Genomic DNA, 17,318 nt, shown 5'->3' on the forward strand with positions numbered 1-17,318 from the left:
TATGCGGTGCGCCGACGCAATCGTCACCGGTACAAGCGCCGCAAACGTGACGGCCGCCCCAAGTGGGGCGGCCGTTGTTCACGCATCAGCTGTTGTTGTGGTCGACCTTGATGGTCGGATCGCTGCCGGCAATCAGGTTGTGAATGTTGGCACTCGACCAGTTGTTGCCTTCGAGTTTGATCGTCACGTCCGGTGTGGCGGCTGCGGCATCGCCCGAGTTGAACTTGCCGCCCGAGCTGACTTGCAGCGACGACACGCCGTCGACCGTGGTGATCTTCAGGAAGTTGTCGATGGTGCTGCCGGTCTCGCCCTGCAACAGATCACGCAGGTCGATGCGGTCGCCTTCGCTGGCCTTGAAGTCCTTGATCACGTCGTTGCCGGTGTCGCCCGATTTCCAGACGAAGGTGTCGCCACCGGAACCACCGATCAGGATGTCGTTGCCCGGGCCGCCGATCAGCGTGTCGTTGCCGGTGCCGCCGAGCAGGATGTCATTGCCCTTGCCGCCGTCGAGCAGGTCGTTGCCGCCCGAGCCGAACAGGATGTCATTGCCCGCGCCGCCCAGCAGCGTGTCGTTGCCGTCGTGGGCACCGGACACATCGAACGCCTGATAGTGCTCGGTGATGTACTGGTGCACGTTGCTGGTGGTGACTTTGCTGACGTCGACTCCGGTTTCCTTGGCCACGAACGCCTGCATCGCCTGGTAACCCTCGCCGGCAATGCCGTTGAAGCTCACCAGGTCGCCGAACAGGATGTCGTTGCCGTCGCCACCGCTGACGGTGTCGTTGCCCGGCATCGTCGCTTCGGTGTGGCCGATGATCGAGTTGGCCAGGTCCTTCGGATCGATGTTGGTCTGCGGCGTCTTGTCCGAATCGTACGGTTTCAGGTCGTTGAGGCTGACACCGTTGTTCAGGCCGATCGCTTCGACGTTCGACAGACCGCTCAGCAGCGCGAAGCCGGCGGCAGAGTTGTCGGTGGTGTTCGACGAGGTGCTGTTGCCGCTGCCCGCCAGGCTCGAGATTTCGTAGGTGCCGTCGCCCTGGGCGTGGATGGTGCCCAGGCTGTTCCAGCTCCAGTTGTTGTTCTTGAGCGTCTGCAGCACCACTTCACCGGAGGTGCTGATGCTCAGGTAGTGGGTGCTGTCGATATAGGTGGCGAAGCTGCTGCCCAGCTTGTAGTTGCTGGTTTTCACCACGTCGTCGAGCTTCACGTTGCCGTACAGCGTCGGGTTGGTCTGCTCGTTGCTCTGGTAGTAGGTCGGCTGGCCGTCGGTGATGAAGTAAGTAAGGTTCTTCGCCCCGGTGTTGGCCACCGCTTCAGCGCTCTGGAAGAAGTTCGCCGTGGCCTTGAACACGTCTTCGTAGTTGGTGCCGCCGCCGGACGCCATCGAGTCCAGCACGGCCTTGAGCAAGGTCAGTGCGTTCGGGTCGTTGAGGTTCACCGACACCGACTTGTTGACCTGGGTATCGAAGTCCACCAGGAAGATGTTCACCGTGCCGGAGTTGCTGCCCAGGCTCTGCTTGAGGGTGTTGAACACCGACGTCAGCGAGTCCTTGGCGGCGTTGATCGACGAGGCGCTCATACTGCCCGAGCTGTCGACCATGAACGCGATGTTGTAGTTGGTGCCCGGCACCACAGTCAGGCCGCCGATGTCGGCGACGATGATGTCGTTGCCGTCGGTGCCGGTGACGGTGTCGTCGGCCGAGGTGGCGACAATCGAGTTGTAGACCGCCGGCACAACTGTGACCGGAATGGTCGCGGTGGTGCTGGCCGAGCCGCCCACGGCCTCGGTGGAGGTCGAGGTCACGGTCAGGTTGAACTGGCCGTTGTAGTAGGTTGGCGGGGTCACGGTCAGGGTGCCGAGGTTCCAGCCGGTGACGTTGGCGTCGCCGCTGGTGGCGGTCACGGTGAAGCTGTGGCCTGCGCCGTCGCTGAGGACCGAACCGACCGGTGCGCCGCTGATCTTGATGCTCAGGGTTTCCGAGCCATCGGTGTCGGTCAGCGCGGTGCTGATCGACGACAGTTTCACCGTGGTGCCTTCGGCGCCGGTGTTGAGTTTGTAGCCGTCGTAATAGCCTTCGCCGTTGTTGCCGTGCAGATCGGAGACGGTCACGCCGGCATTCACCAGATCCTGCACGCCGGTGTAGATCGGCACGCCGGCACTGCTCAGGTCGATCGGCGTGCTGCCGTTGACCGACAGGTTGACGTCGTAGCTGCCCGGGCCGCTCTGGTTGTGGTGGTAGATGTCCAGGGTGTAGTAGCCGCTGGTGGTCGGGGTGAACGAACCGTTGAGGTTGCCGCCCGCGCCCCACGTCGTGGACGCCACGTTCTTGCCGCCGATGGTCACCAGCAGGCTGTCGTCACCGGTACCGCTGAAGGTGTAGGTCTTGCCGGCTTCCAGATAGATCAGGCCCGAGGTTTTCGACGCAGTACCGGCGGTCACGCTGCCATCGGACTGCACGTTGTTCACGGTGCCGTTGGTGTTCGGCTTGCCCGCGCCGTCGATCACGTTTTTCAGGGTGGTCGAATTCGCGCCGCTGCCGTCGGTGCCCAGGCCCGACAGACCGGTCCAGACTTCCTTGATCAGCCCGGTGGACTTCACGCTGTTGTCGGCGACCGACAGGGTCGGTGCATCCGCCACCGGGGTGATGTCGATCTTCACGGTGCCGGTGTTGCCCAGCAACTGGCCGTCGGTTGGCTGGAACTTGATCTGCGCATAGTCAGCCTGGTTGTTGCCCAGGCCGGTGCCGCCGTAACCGTTCACGCCCGACTCGTTGGCATCCGGCAGGAAGCGCAGCTTGCCCGCGTCGATGTCGGCCTTGCTGAAGGTCTGGTTGGTGGCGACGTCTTTCCAGGTCGAACCGTCCAGGTACTGCAGTTTGCCTTCGCCCGGCAGCTGGGTGATTTTCACGCCCAGGCTGCTGGCCGGGCTGTCGACGTCGCTGACGCCGAAGGTCGACCAGCCGAGAACCAGCGGGGTGTCTTCGGTGCCGGTGACGTTGACCGGTGCAGCGACCGGCGCGTCGTTGATCGCCACCACGTTGACGGTGGTGGTCGCGGTGTTGGAGTAGTTGCCGCCGTCGGTCACGGTCACGGTGATGATCCGAGGCACGGTGCTCGGGTCTTCACTGCTGTTGGTGAAGCTGATGTTCTTGATGGCCTGCATGTAGTCGGCCAGCGTCGCGTTGCCGGACAGGGTCAGGGTGACGGTGCCGTTGGTGCTGTTGGCATTGATGGTGATGCCGTTGACGCTGTTGCCCAGATTCAGCGCATCGCCGTCCTGACGATTGGTCAGCACGATGGTAGCGCCGGTCAGCATGGTGCTGTCCGGGTCGGTGATCTTGATGTCGGTGTCGGCAATCGACACACCTGCGCCCGGGGTGTTCTCGGTGAAGGTCACCTTGTAGTCGGCACCCGTTGCACCGCTGGAGTTGTTGGCGTCGAGGTCGATGACCGGCGGTGCATCGTTGTCGATGATCGAGGTGCTGACGCTGCCATTGGTGCTGCTGACCGCCAGGTTCTCGAAGTTGCCACCGGTGGCCGAGTCGATCTTGACCACGAAGTTTTCGGTGCCTTCGGTGATCTTGTCATCGATGGTCGCAACGTTGAACTGCGCGCTGCTGGCACCCGCCGGGATCTTCACGGTGTACACGCCGGTGAAGTCCGAACCGTCGGCGGCGGTGCCGCTGTAGACGATTTTCAGGGTCACTTCGGTCTGCGCCGGGTGGGTCAGGCTGACGGTGTAGCTGGCGGTCTGGCCTTCGGTCACCGAAGTGCTGCCGGTGATGCTGACGGTGGTGGTATCGATGGTATCGGTGACGCTGGTCACGGCTGGTGTGTTGCTGGTTACCAGGTTTTCAAAATTGCCGCCGGTGGCGTTGGTGATCGTGGCCTGCACATTGCCGGCGTCCTTGTAGACGTCGTCGGCTGGCGCAGGAACGGTCACGGTGCCGGTGGTCTTGCCCGCTTCGATGGTGATCACCGAACCGTTGCTCAGGGTCACGGTCACTGGCGAGCCAGCGGCGTTGGTCAGAGTCGCGGTGTAAGTGATCGAACCGCCCTCGGCCACGGTGCCGGTCGCGCTGAGCGACAGGTTGGTGGTGTCGATGGTGTCGGTGACGGTGGTGCTCACCGGCGTCTTGTCGGCCACGAGGTTTTCGTAGTTGCCGCCAGAAACATTGGTGATCGAGTTGGTCAGCGGTGTGTGGCCGGTCAACGCGTCGTTCGGCGCGGTGGTGGTCACGGTACCGGTGGTTTTGCCGACTTCGATGGTGATCGACTGACCGTTGGCCAGGGTCACGGTCACAGGCGAGCCAGTTACCGGTGCGCCGACGGTCGCGGTGTAGACAACGTTGCCACCTTCGGCCGCCGTCGTGGTCGCGGTCAGCTTCACGGTGGTGGTGTCGATGGTGTCGGTAACGCTGGTCACCGCTGGCGTGGTGCTGGTGACCAGGTTCTCGAAATTGCCACCGGTGGCGGACTTGATCGTGGCCTGCACGTTGCCGGCGTCTTTGTAGACGTCGTCGGCTGGTGCAGGAACGGTCACGGTGCCGGTGGTTTTACCGGCTTCGATGGTGATCACCGAGCCGTTGCTCAGGGTCACGGTCACTGGCGAGCCAGCAGCGTTGGTCAGGGTTGCGGTGTAAGTGATCTGGCCACCCTCGGCCACGGTGCCGGTCGCGCTGAGCGTCAGGTTGGTGGTGTCGATGGTGTCGGTGACGGTGGTCGAGACCGGCGTCTTGTCGGCCACGAGGTTTTCGTAGTTGCCGCCAGAAACGTTGGTGATCGAGTTGGTCAGCGGTGTGTGGCCGGTCAATGCGTCGTTAGGCGCGGTGGTGGTCACGGTGCCGGTGGTTTTGCCGACTTCGATGGTGATCGACTGACCGTTGGCCAGGGTCACGGTCACTGGCGAGCCAGTCACCGGCGCACCCACGGTGGCGGTGTAGGTGACGGTGCCACCTTCGGCTGCCGTCGTGGTCGCGGTCAGCTTCACGGTGGTGGTGTCGATGGTGTCGGTGACGCTGGTCACGGCTGGTGTGGTGCTGGTGACCAGGTTCTCGAAGTTACCGCCCGTGGCGTTGGTGATCGTGGCCTGTACGTTGCCGGCGTCTTTGTAGACGTCGTCGGCTGGTGCTGCGACGGTCACGGTGCCAGTGGTTTTGCCCGCTTCGATAGTGATCACGGCGCCGTTGCTCAAGGTGACGGTCACCGGAGTGCCCGCAGCGTTGGTCAGTGTCGCGGTGTAAGTGATCGAACCACCTTCGGCGACCGAATTGGTGGCGCTGAGGGACAGGTTGGTGGTGTCGACGGTGTCAGTGACGGTGGTCGAAACCGGGGTCTTGTCGGCAACCAGGTTCTCGTAGTTGCCGCCGCTGACGTTGGTGATCGCGTTGGTCAGCGGCGCATGACCATTCAACACGTCGTTCGGCGCGGTGGTGGTGATGGTGCCGGTGGTTTTACCCACTTCGATGGTGATCGATTGACCGTTGGACAGGTTTACGGTCACTGGCGAGCCAGTGACCGGCGCCCCCACGGTAGCGGTGTAGGTGACGGTGCCACCCTCGGCCGCTGTCGCGGTCGCAGTCAGCTTCACGGTGGTGGTGTCGATGGTGTCAGTAACGCTGGTCACCGCTGGCGTGGTGCTGGTGACCAGGTTCTCGAAGTTGCCACCGCTGGCGTTGGTGATCGTGGCCTGTACGTTGCCGGCATCCTTGTAGACGTCATCGGCTGGCGCAGGAACGGTCACGGTGCCGGTGGTTTTACCGGCTTCGATGGTGATCACGGCGCCGTTCGACAAGGTCACGGTCACTGGCGAGCCAGCGGCGTTGGTCAGGGTCGCGGTGTAGGTGATCGAACCGCCTTCGGCCACGGTGCCGGTCGCGCTGAGCGACAGGTTGGTGGTGTCGACGGTATCGGTGACGGTGGTCGAAACCGGGGTTTTATCCGCCACCAGATTTTCGTAGTTACCACCGCTCACGCCGGTGATGGCGTTGGTCAGCGGTGCATGACCGGTCAACACGTCGTTCGGCGCGGTGGTGGTCACGGTGCCGGTGGTTTTGCCGACTTCGATGGTGATGCTCTGACCGTTGGACAGGTTTACGGTCACAGGCGAGGCGGTCACCGGTGCACCAACCGTCGCGGTGTAAGTGACTGTGCCACCTTCAGCAGCTGTCGCGGTTGCGGTCAGCTTCACCGTGGTGGTGTCGATGGTGTCGGTGACGCTGGTCACGGCTGGTGTGCTGCTGGTGACCAGGTTCTCGAAGTTACCGCCTGTGGCGTTGGTGATCGTGGCCTGCACGTTGCCGGCGTCTTTGTAGACGTCATCGGCTGGCGCGGCGACGGTCACGGTGCCCGTGGTTTTACCGGCTTCGATGGTGATGACAGCGCCATTGCTCAAGGTCACGGTCACCGGGGTGCCCGCAGCGTTGGTCAGGGTCGCGGTGTAGGTGATCGAACCACCTTCGGCCACGGTGCCAGTCGCGCTCAGCGACAGGTTGGTGGTGTCGACAGTGTCGGTCACGGTGGTGCTGACCGGCGTCTTGTCGGCCACCAGATTTTCGTAGTTGCCGCCCGTCACGTTGGTGATCGCGTTGGTCAGCGGCGTGTGGCCGTTGAGCGCATCGTTAGGCGCCGTGGTAGTCACGGTGCCGGTGGTTTTACCCACCTCGATGGTGATGCTCTGGCCATTCGACAGGTTCACGGTCACTGGCGAGCCAGTCACAGGCGCGCCCACGGTCGCGGTGTAGGTGACGGTGCCGCCTTCAGCCGCCGACGCGGTCGCGGTGAGTTTCACCGTGGTGGTGTCGATGGTATCGGTGACCTGGGTCACGGCCGGAACAGTGCTCGGCACCAGGTTTTCGAAGTTGCCACCGGTGGCGTTGGTGATCGTGGCCTGCACGTTGCCGGCGTCTTTGTAGACGTCGTCGGCTGGCGCGGCAACGGTCACGGTGCCAGTGGTTTTGCCGGCTTCGATGGTGATCACGGCGCCGTTCGACAGGGTCACGGTCACTGGCGAGCCAGCGGCGTTGGTCAGGGTCGCGGTGTAGATGATCGAACCGCCCTCGGCAACCGAATTGGTGGCGCTGAGGGTCAGGTTGGTGGTGTCGACGGTGTCAGTGACGGTGGTCGAAACCGGCGTTTTGTCGGCTACGAGGTTTTCGTAGTTGCCGCCCGTCACGCCGGTGATCGCGTTGGTCAACGGCGCGTGGCCGGTCAGCGCATCGTTCGGTGCGGTGGTGGTGACGGTGCCGGTGGTCTTGCCGACTTCGATGGTGATCGACTGACCGTTGGACAGGGACACGGTGATTGGCGAACCGGTCACAGGCGCGCCGACGGTGGCGGTGTAGGTGACAGTGCCGCCTTCAGCTGCCGACTCGGTCGCGGTCAGTTTGACCGTGGTGGTGTCGATGGTGTCGGTGACTTCCGTTACGGCCGGAACGGTGCTTGGCACCAGGTTCTCGAAGTTGCCACCAGTGGCAGTCGAAATGGTTGCTTCGACTTTGCCGGCGTCTTTGTAGACGTCGTCTTTCGGTGCGTCGACGGTCACGGTGCCGGTGGTTTTGCCGGCTTCGATGGTGATCACGGCGCCGTTGCTCAAGGTGACGGTCACCGGAGTGCCCGCAGCGTTGGTCAGTGTGGCGGTGTAAGTGATCGAACCGCCCTCGGCCACAGAATTGGTGGCGCTGAGGGTCAGGTTGGTGGTGTCGACGGTATCAGTGACGGTGGTCGAAACCGGAGTCTTGTCGGCTACGAGGTTTTCGTAGTTGCCGCCCGTCACGCCCGTGATCGAGTTGGTCAGCGGCGTGTGGCCGTTGAGTGCATCGTTCGGCGCGGTGGTGGTGACAGTGCCGGTGGTTTTGCCCACTTCGATGGTGATCGACTGACCATTGGCCAGGGTCACGGTCACAGGCGAGCCGGTCACTGGCGCGCCAACAGTCGCGGTGTAAGTGACGGTGCCACCTTCAGCGGCCGTTTCGGAAGCGGTCAGCTTCACGGTCGTCGTGTCGACGGTGTCGGTGACTTCCGTTACGGCTGGAACGGTGCTCGGCACCAGGTTCTCAAAGTTGCCACCGGTTGCGTCCTTGATGGTCACTTCGACTTTGCCGGCGTCTTTGTAGACGTCATCGGCTGGCGCGGCAACGGTCACGGTGCCGGTGGTTTTACCGGCTTCGATGGTGATGACGGAGCCGTTGCTCAACGTCACGGTCACTGGAGTGCCAGCCGGATTGGTCAGGGTGGCGGTGTAGGTGATCGAGCCACCTTCGGCCACGCTGTCGGTCGCGGTCAGCGACAGATTGGTGGTGTCGACGGTGTCGGTCACGGTGGTGCTGACCGGGGTTTTGTCGGCGACCAGATTTTCGTAGTTGCCACCGCTCACGCCAGTGATCGCGTTGGTCAACGGCGTGTGGCCGTTGAGCGCATCGTTTGGCGCCGTGGTAGTCACGGTGCCAGTGGTCTTGCCCACCTCGATGGTGATCGACTGACCGTTGGACAGCGTCACGGTGACTGGCGAACCGGTCACAGGTGCGCCGACGGTAGCGGTGTAAGTGACGGTGCCACCCTCAGCTGCCGACTCGGTCGCAGTGAGTTTCACCGTAGTAGTGTCGATGGTGTCGGTGACTTCGGTCACCGCAGGAACGGTGCTCGGCACCAGATTCTCGAAGTTGCCACCGGTGGCGGTCGAAATGGTTGCCTCGACTTTGCCGGCGTCTTTGTAGACGTCGTCTTTCGGTGCATCGACGGTCACGGTGCCGGTGGTTTTACCGGCTTCGATGGTGATCACGGCGCCGTTCGAAAGGGTCACGGTCACCGGAGTGCCGGCCGGGTTGGTCAGGGTCGCGGTGTAGACGATCGAACCACCCTCGGCCACGGAGCCAGTAGCGCTCAGGGTCAGGTTGGTGGTGTCGACGGTGTCGGTCACGGTGGTGCTGACCGGCGTCTTGTCGGCCACGAGGTTTTCGTAGTTGCCGCCAGTCACGCCAGTGATCGCGTTGGTCAGCGGCGCATGGCCGTTGAGCGCATCGTTCGGCGCGGTGGTGGTGACGGTGCCGGTGGTTTTGCCGACTTCGATCGTGATCGACTGTCCGTTGGACAGGGTCACGGTCACAGGCGAACCGGTCACAGGCGCGCCGACGCTAGCGGTGTAAGTAACGGTGCCGCCTTCAGCCGCCGACTCGGTCGCGGTGAGTTTCACCGTGGTGGTGTCGATGGTGTCGGTGACGTTGGTCACGGCCGGAACGGTGCTCGGCACCAGGTTCTCGAAACCGCCACCGGTGGCGGTCGAAATGGTTGCCTCGACTTTGCCGGCGTCTTTGTAGACGTCATCTTTCGGCGCATCGACGGTCACGGTGCCGGTGGTTTTGCCGGCTTCAATGGTGATGACGGCGCCGTTCGACAGGGTCACGGTCACCGGCGTACCCGCCGGGTTGGTCAGGGTCGCGGTGTAAGTGATCGAACCGCCCTCGGCAACCGAATCGGTGGCCGTCAGGTTCAGGTTGGTCGTGTCGACAGTGTCCGATACCGAGGTGTCGGCGGACTTGCCGTCGACCGCCAGGTTTTCGTAGTTGCCACCGGTGGCCTTGTCGATGGTCACGCTCAGCGAGCTACCGCCGGCCAGCGGACTGTTCGGCGCGACGAAGTTCACGGTGCCGGTGGTCTCGCCGACGGCGATGGTGATGGTCTGGCCGTTGGACAGGGTCACGACGACCGGCGAGCCGGTCACTGGCGCCGTCACGGTCGCGGTGTAGACCACGGTCTCGCCTTCGGCGACGTTGGCGGTAGCGGTCAGCGACACGGTGGACGTGTCGATGGTGTCATTGACGGTGGTGACTGCCGGGGCGGTGCTGGTGACCAGGTTTTCGAAGTTGCCACCGGTGGTGGTCGAAATGGTCGTCCCGACTTTGCCGGCGTCCTTGTAGACGTCGTCCTTCGGTGCATCGACGGTCACGGTGCCGGAGGTTTTGCCGGCCTCGATGGTGATCACGGCGCCGTTGCTCAACGTCACGGTCACCGGGGTGCCGGCGGCGTTGGTCAGGGTCGCGGTGTAGGTGATCTGGCCACCTTCGTTGACTTCCGGCGTGGCGCTCAGGGTCAGGTTGGTGGTGTCGACGGTGTCGGTCACGGTGGTGCTGACCGGCGTTTTATCGGCCACGAGGTTTTCGTAGTTGCCGCCGCTCACGCCGGTAATCGAGTTGGTCAGCGGCGTATGGCCGTTGAGCGCATCGTTCGGCGCGGTGGTGGTGACGGTGCCGGAGGTCTTGCCGACTTCGATGGTGATCGACTGACCGTTGGCCAGGGTCACCGTCACAGGCGAGCCGGTTACCGGGGCGCCAACGGTGGCGGTATAGGTAACAGTGCCGCCTTCAGCAGCCGACTCGGTCGCGGTCAGTTTGACGGTCGAGGTGTCGATGGTGTCGGTGACATCGGTAACGGCTGGAACGGTGCTTGGCACCAGGTTCTCGAAGTTGCCGCCGGAGGCATCCTTGATCGTGACTTCGACTTTGCCGGCGTCTTTGTAGACGTCGTCTTTCGGTGCATCGACGGTCACGGTGCCGGTGGTTTTACCGGCTTCGATGGTGATGACGGCGCCGTTGCTCAACGTCACGGTCACCGGGGTGCCGGCCGGGTTGGTCAGTGTCGCGGTGTAAACGATCGAGCCGCCCTCGGCCACCGAGTCAGTGGCGCTGAGGGTCAGGTTGGTCGTGTCGACGGTGTCGGTGACGGTGGTCGAAACCGGGGTTTTGTCGGCTACGAGATTCTCGTAATTGCCGCCAGTCACTCCAGTGATCGCGTTGGTCAGCGGCGTGTGACCGTTGAGTGCATCGTTCGGCGCAGTGGTGGTGATGGTGCCGGTGGTTTTGCCGACTTCGATAGTGATCGACTGACCATTGGCCAGGGTCACGGTCACAGGCGAACCGGTGACAGGCGCGCCAACAGTGGCGGTGTACGTAACGGTACCGCCTTCAGCTGCCGACTCGGTTGCGGTGAGTTTCACCGTGGTGGTGTCGATGGTGTCGGTGACTTCGGTAACAGCCGGAACGGTGCTCGGCACCAGGTTCTCGAAGTTGCCGCCGGATGCATCCTTGATCGTGACTTCGACTTTGCCGGCATCTTTGTAGACGTCGTCTTTCGGCGCATCGACGGTCACGGTGCCGGTGGTTTTGCCGGCCTCGATGGTGATGACGGAGCCGTTGCTCAACGTCACGGTCACCGGAGTGCCGGCCGGATTGGTCAGGGTCGCGGTATAGGTGATCGAGCCACCTTCGGCCACCGAGTCAGTGGCGCTCAGGGTCAGATTAGTGGTGTCGACGGTGTCAGTCACGGTGGTGCTGACCGGCGTTTTGTCGGCCACGAGATTTTCGTAGTTACCGCCGCTTACGCCAGTGATCGAGTTGCTCAGCGGAGTGTGACCGTTCAACGCATCGTTCGGCGCAGTGGTGGTGATGGTGCCGGTGGTTTTGCCCACCTCGATGGTGATCGACTGACCATTGGCCAGAGTCACGGTCACAGGCGAACCCGTAACCGGAGCGCCGACAGTCGCGGTGTAAGTGACAGTGCCACCTTCCGCCGCCGACTCGGTCGCAGTCAGTTTGACCGTGGTGGTGTCAATGGTGTCAGTGACATCGGTGACAGCCGGAACAGTGCTCGGCACCAGATTCTCGAAGTTGCCACCGGTTGCATCCTTGATGGTCACTTCAACTTTGCCGGCGTCCTTGTAGACGTCATCTTTCGGTGCATCGACGGTCACGGTGCCGGTGGTTTTGCCGGCTTCGATGGTAATGACGGAGCCGTTGCTCAACGTCACGGTCACCGGAGTACCGGCCGGGTTGGTCAAGGTCGCGGTGTAGGTGATCGAGCCACCTTCGGCGACGGTGCCGGTCGCGGTCAGTGTCAGGTCGGTGGTGTCGACGGTGTCGGTCACGGTGGTGCTGACCGGCGTCTTGTCGGCTACGAGGTTTTCGTAGTTACCGCCGCTCACGCCAGTGATCGAGTTGCTCAGCGGTGTGTGACCGTTGAGTGCATCGTTCGGCGCGGTGGTGGTGATGGTGCCGGTGGTCTTGCCGACTTCGATGGTGATGGTCTGACCGTTGGCCAGGGTCACAGTCACAGGCGAGCCAGTCACTGGCGCACCAACAGTGGCGGTGTAGGTGACGGTGCCGCCCTCAGCTACCGACGTATCGGCGCTCAGCTTCACGGTCGATGTGTCGATGGTGTCAGTCACTTCAGTGACGGCCGGAACGGTGCTCGGAACCAGATTTTCGAAGTTGCCGCCGGACGCATCCTTGATGGTCACTTCGACTTTGCCGGCGTCTTTGTAGACGTCATCGGCAGGGGCCGGAACGGTCACGGTGCCAGTGGTTTTACCCGCTTCGATGGTGATCACCGAGCCATTGCTCAGGGTCACGGTCACTGGCGTGCCAGCTGGATTGGTCAGGGTGGCGGTGTAAACGATCGAACCACCTTCAGCCACGGAACCTGTAGCGCTCAAGGTCAGGTTGGTGGTGTCGACGGTGTCGGTGACTGACGTCACGGCCGGAGTCTTGTCGGCGACCAGGTTTTCGTAATTGCCGCCGCTGGTGCCGTCGATCTTCACGCTCAGCGTGTTGCCGCCGGCCAGTGCATCGTTCGGCGCGGTGTAGTTGACGCTGGCGCTGCTGGCGCCGACCGGGATGGTGATGGTCTGGCCGTTGGACAGGGTCACGACCACTGGCGAACCGGTCACCGGTGCGGTGACGGAGGCGGTGTAAACCACCACGCCGCCTTCAACGGTGCTGGCCGTGGCGCTCAGGGAAACGGTGCTGTTGTCGATAGTGTCGGTGACATCGGTCACCGCCGGGGTCTTGTCGACCACCAGGTTTTCAAAGTTGCCGCCCGTGGTCTTGGTGATGCTGGCGTCGACTTTGCCGGCGTCCTTGTACACGTCATCGCCCGGTGCGGCGACGGTGATGGTGCCGGTGATCGCGCCTTTGGCGATGTTGATTACCGCGCCGTTGCTCAGGGTCACGGTCATGGCTGTGCCGGCCGGGTTGGTCAGGGTCGCGGTGTAGACGATCGAACCGCCCTCGGCGACTGAACCGGTGGCGCTCAGGCTGATATTGGTGGTGTCGACGGTGTCGGTGACTTTGGTCACCACCGCCGAACGGTTGGCATCTACCTGTTCGAAGTTGCCGCCGCTGTGGCTGGCAATCGCGGTCTGTACCTTGCCGCCGTCAATGTAAGGCGTGTTGGCCGGCGCAGGGAAGTTCACCGAACCGCTGGTGGCACCGGCGGCGATGTTGATGACCGCGCCGTTGGCCAGGGTCACGGTCATGGCGGTGCCGGCCGGGTTGCTCAGGGTCGCGGTGTAGGTGATCTGGCCACCTTCGCTGACGGTGTCGCTGGCGCTCAGGGTCAGCGTGGTCTTGTCGATGGTGTCGTTGACCGTGGTGCTGACCGGCGTCTTGCTGACGTCGAGTTTTTCGAAGTTGCCACCGCTGGCATCGGTCATGGTCACGGTGAGCTTGCTGACATCCTTGTAGACGTCATCGCTCGGCGCCGCAATGGTCACCGAGCCGCTGGTCTTGCCGGCCTCGATGATGATGGTCTGGCCGTTGCTCAGGTTGACGGTTACCGGCGTCTGCGCGGCGTTGGTCAGGGTCGCGGTGTAAGTGATCGACGTGCCTTCGAGCACATAGCTTTCGGCGCTGAGGGTCAGGTGCGTGGTGTTGATGGTGTCGGCGACGTTGGTCACCGCTGGCGTCGGGTTGGCCACCAGGTTTTCGAAATTGCCGCCGGAGGTGTCCTTGATGGTCACTTCGACTTTGCCGGCATCTTTGTAGACGTCATCGGCAGGAGCCGGAACGGTAACGGTGCCGGTGGTTTTGCCGGCTTCGATGGTGATGACGGAGCCGTTGCTCAACGTCACGGTCACCGGGGTGCCGGCCGGGTTGGTCAGGGTGGCGGTGTAGACGATCTGCCCGCCCTCGTTGACGTTGCCGGTGGCGGTCAGCGAGACGGTGGTGGTGTCGACGGTGTCGGTGATGGTGGTGCTGACCGGGGTTTTGTCGGCCACGAGGTTTTCGTAGTTGCCGCCGCTGACGTTGGTGATCGAGTTGGTCAGCGGTGCATGGCCGGCCAGTACGTCATTCGGCGCGGTGGTGGTCACGGTGCCGGTGGTTTTGCCGACTTCGATGGTGATCGACTGACCGTTGGCCAGGGTCACCGTCACCGGCGAGCCGGTTACCGGGGCGCCAACCGTCGCGGTGTAAGTGACGGTACCGCCTTCAGCAGCCGATTCGGTCGCGGTCAGTTTGACGGTCGACGTGTCGATGGTGTCGGTGACCTGGGTCACGGCCGGAACAGTGCTTGGCACCAGGTTTTCGAAGTTGCCGCCGGTTGCGCCGGTAATGGTCGCTTCGACTTTGCCGGCATCCTTGTAGACGTCATCGGCAGGCGCTGGAACGGTCACGGTGCCGGTGGTCTTGCCGGCTTCGATGGTGATGACCGCGCCATTGCTCAAGGTCACGGTCACCGGAGTGCCGGCCGGATTGGTCAGGGTCGCGGTGTAGATGATCGAGCCGCCCTCGGCCACGGAATCGGTGGCGCTCAGGGTCAGGTTGGTGGTGTCGACAGTGTCGGTCACGGTGGTGCTGACCGGCGTCTTGTCGGCGACCAGATTCTCGTAGTTGCCGCCGCTCACGCCGGTGATCGCGTTGGTCAGCGGTGCGTTGCCGGCCAATGCGTCGTTCGGTGCGGTGGTGGTCACGGTGCCGGTGGTTTTGCCGACTTCGATGGTGATCGACTGACCATTCGCCAGGGTCACGGTCACTGGCGAACCTGTCACCGGTGCGCCGACGGTGGCGGTGTAAGTAACGGTGCCACCTTCAGCTGCCGACTCGGTCGCGGTCAGTTTGACGGTGGTGGTGTCGACGGTATCGGTCACGTCGGTGACGGCCGGAACGGTGCTTGGCACCAGGTTCTCGAAGTTGCCGCCGGTGGCGTCCTTGATGGTCACTTCGACTTTGCCCGCGTCTTTATAGACGTCATCGGCAGGGGCCGGAACGGTCACGGTGCCTGTGGTCTTGCCCGCTTCAATGGTGATGACGGAGCCGTTGCTCAACGTCACGGTCACTGGTGTGCCGGCCGGGTTGGTCAGGGTCGCGGTGTAAACAATCGAACCACCCTCGGCGACAGTGCCGGTGGCGCTCAGGGTCAGATTGGTGGTGTCGGCAACGTCTGTAACCGTGGTCGAAACCGGAGTCTTGTCGGCAACCAGATTTTCGTAATTGCCGCCGGAAACGCCGGTGATCGAGTTGGTCAGCGGCGCATTGCCGGTCAACGCATCGTTCGGCGCGGTGGTGGTCACGGTGCCGGTGGTTTTGCCCACTTCGATGGTGATCGACTGACCGTTGGCCAGGGTCACGGTGACCGGCGAACCGGTCACTGGCGCGCCAACAGTAGCGGTATAAGTGACAGTGCCGCCTTCAGCTGCCGACTCGGTCGCGGTGAGTTTCACCGTGGTGGTGTCGACGGTGTCAGTGACTTCGGTAACGGCCGGAACGGTGCTTGGCACCAAATTCTCGAAGTTACCGCCAGTGGCGTCCTTGATGGTCACTTCGACTTTGCCGGCGTCTTTATAGACGTCATCGGCTGGCGCCGGAACGGTCACGGTGCCGGTAGTTTTGCCAGCCTCGATGGTGATGACGGAGCCGTTGCTCAACGTCACGGTCACCGGGGTGCCGGCAGGATTGGTCAGGGTTGCGGTGTAGACGATCGAACCGCCTTCGGCAACAGAACCGGTCGCGCTCAGCGACAGGTTGGTGGTGTCGATGGAGTCGGTGACGGTGGTGGTCGCTGGCGTCGTGTTCGGCACCAGGTTCTCGAAATTGCCGCCGGTGGCGCCGGTGATCGTGGTGCTGACGGTGCCGCCGTTGTTGTAGACGTCATTCGGTGCGGTCGGCACGTTGACGCTGCCGGTGGTCTGGCCGGCGCCGATGGTGATGGTCGAGCCGTTGGACAGGGTGACGGTCACCGGCGTTTGCGCCGGGTTGGTCAGGGTCGCGGTGTAGGTGATCTGGCCACCTTCGACCACGGTGCCGGTAGCGGTCAGGGTCAGGCCCGTGGTGTCTCTCGAATCGACGATCGTGGTAACGGCCGGCGTCGGGTTCGGCACCAGGTTTTCGAAGTTGCCGCCGGTGGCACCGGTGATGGTGGTGGTGACGGTGCTGCCGTTGTTATAGACGTCATTCGGCGCGGTCGGCACGTTGACGGTGCCGGTGGTCTGGCCGGCGCCGATGGTGATGGTCGAACCGTTGGACAGGGTGACGGTCACCGGCGTCTGCGCCGGGTTGGTCAGCGTGGCGGTGTAGGTGATCTGACCGCCTTCGGTCACGCTTGGGCCCGCCGTCAGAGTGACGGTGGTGGTGTCGATGGTGTCGGTGACCTGAGTCGTGGCTGGAGTGGTCGGCGGGGTCACGGTGATGCCGCCGCCGCCAGTGGTGCCGGTGACCGTCACGTCGATCTGGGTCGGGTCGTTATAAACAGTGTCGTTCGGTGCCAGTGGCACGTTGACGGTGCCGGTGGTGGAACCGGCCGGAATCACGATCACCGCGCCGTTGGACAGGGTGATGGTCAGGTCGGTCAGCGGCGCCTGGGTCAGGGTCGCGGTGTACACCAGCACGCCGCCGGCTTCGGTGATGCTCGGCGTGGCGCTGAGGCTCAGGGTCGATTCGCGCAGGGCGTTGGCGGTGGTGTCGGTGGTCTGGCCACCGGTGGTGTCCTGTGCGACCTGGCCGGCGGAGTTGATGCCTGCGGTCGGGAAGCCAATGGTTGGGTCAACGCGGCCGGCGGTCGCGTCGAGCATCACGAAGCTGTGGCCACCACCGGCGGCGCCGCCAGTCCCTGCCGCGGTCGGGCCGGCTGCGGTGGATTCAAGGGCGGTAGTCGGGTCGACACCGGCGGCGATGGCTTGTTGCAGCTCTTCTACCGACGGCGCGGCTTGCGCGGTGGCTTCGGCCAGGTCGGTGCTGGAATCCGGGGTATCGGCGCTCCACTGAGTGTCGCGGCCCAGATCGATCGTGCGGCCATCGGCCAGTTCCAGGGACACGGCGCCGGAAACGCCGGTGTCGACCTGATCGCCGGCAAACAGCCGGTCGCCTTCAACGAGTACGCGACGGACGCCCTCTGGGGACACCACGAAAACCTGACCGACAATGCTTTTGACGATGGCAACAACACTGCTCATTGAAGACTCTCCGGGGTGTCACGTTCAGTTGACTTCCATAGACCTGATGGCTGTCTGCGCCGATTCAGTCTGGACGTACTTTAAAAAAAGATGAAACAAA

General features: G+C 63.3%; 1 protein-coding gene. It reads right to left on the reverse strand.

What is annotated here, in order from left to right; all coding sequences use genetic code 11:
- Window positions 1-85: 85 nt before the first annotated feature.
- Window positions 86-17,218, reverse strand: coding sequence for a LapA family giant adhesin (locus tag AC1RT4_RS27005; RefSeq protein WP_493089109.1), 17,133 nt, complete (start codon window positions 17,216-17,218; stop codon window positions 86-88).
- Window positions 17,219-17,318: the final 100 nt, after the last annotated feature.

This window comes from Pseudomonas sp. GW821-FHT11D10 (genome assembly GCF_058808435.1).

Coding starts and splice junctions, on each gene's coding strand:
- AC1RT4_RS27005 (WP_493089109.1), bottom strand. CDS start 17,218: ATGAGCAGTGTTGTTGCCATCGTCAAAAGCATTGTCGGTCAGGTTTTC.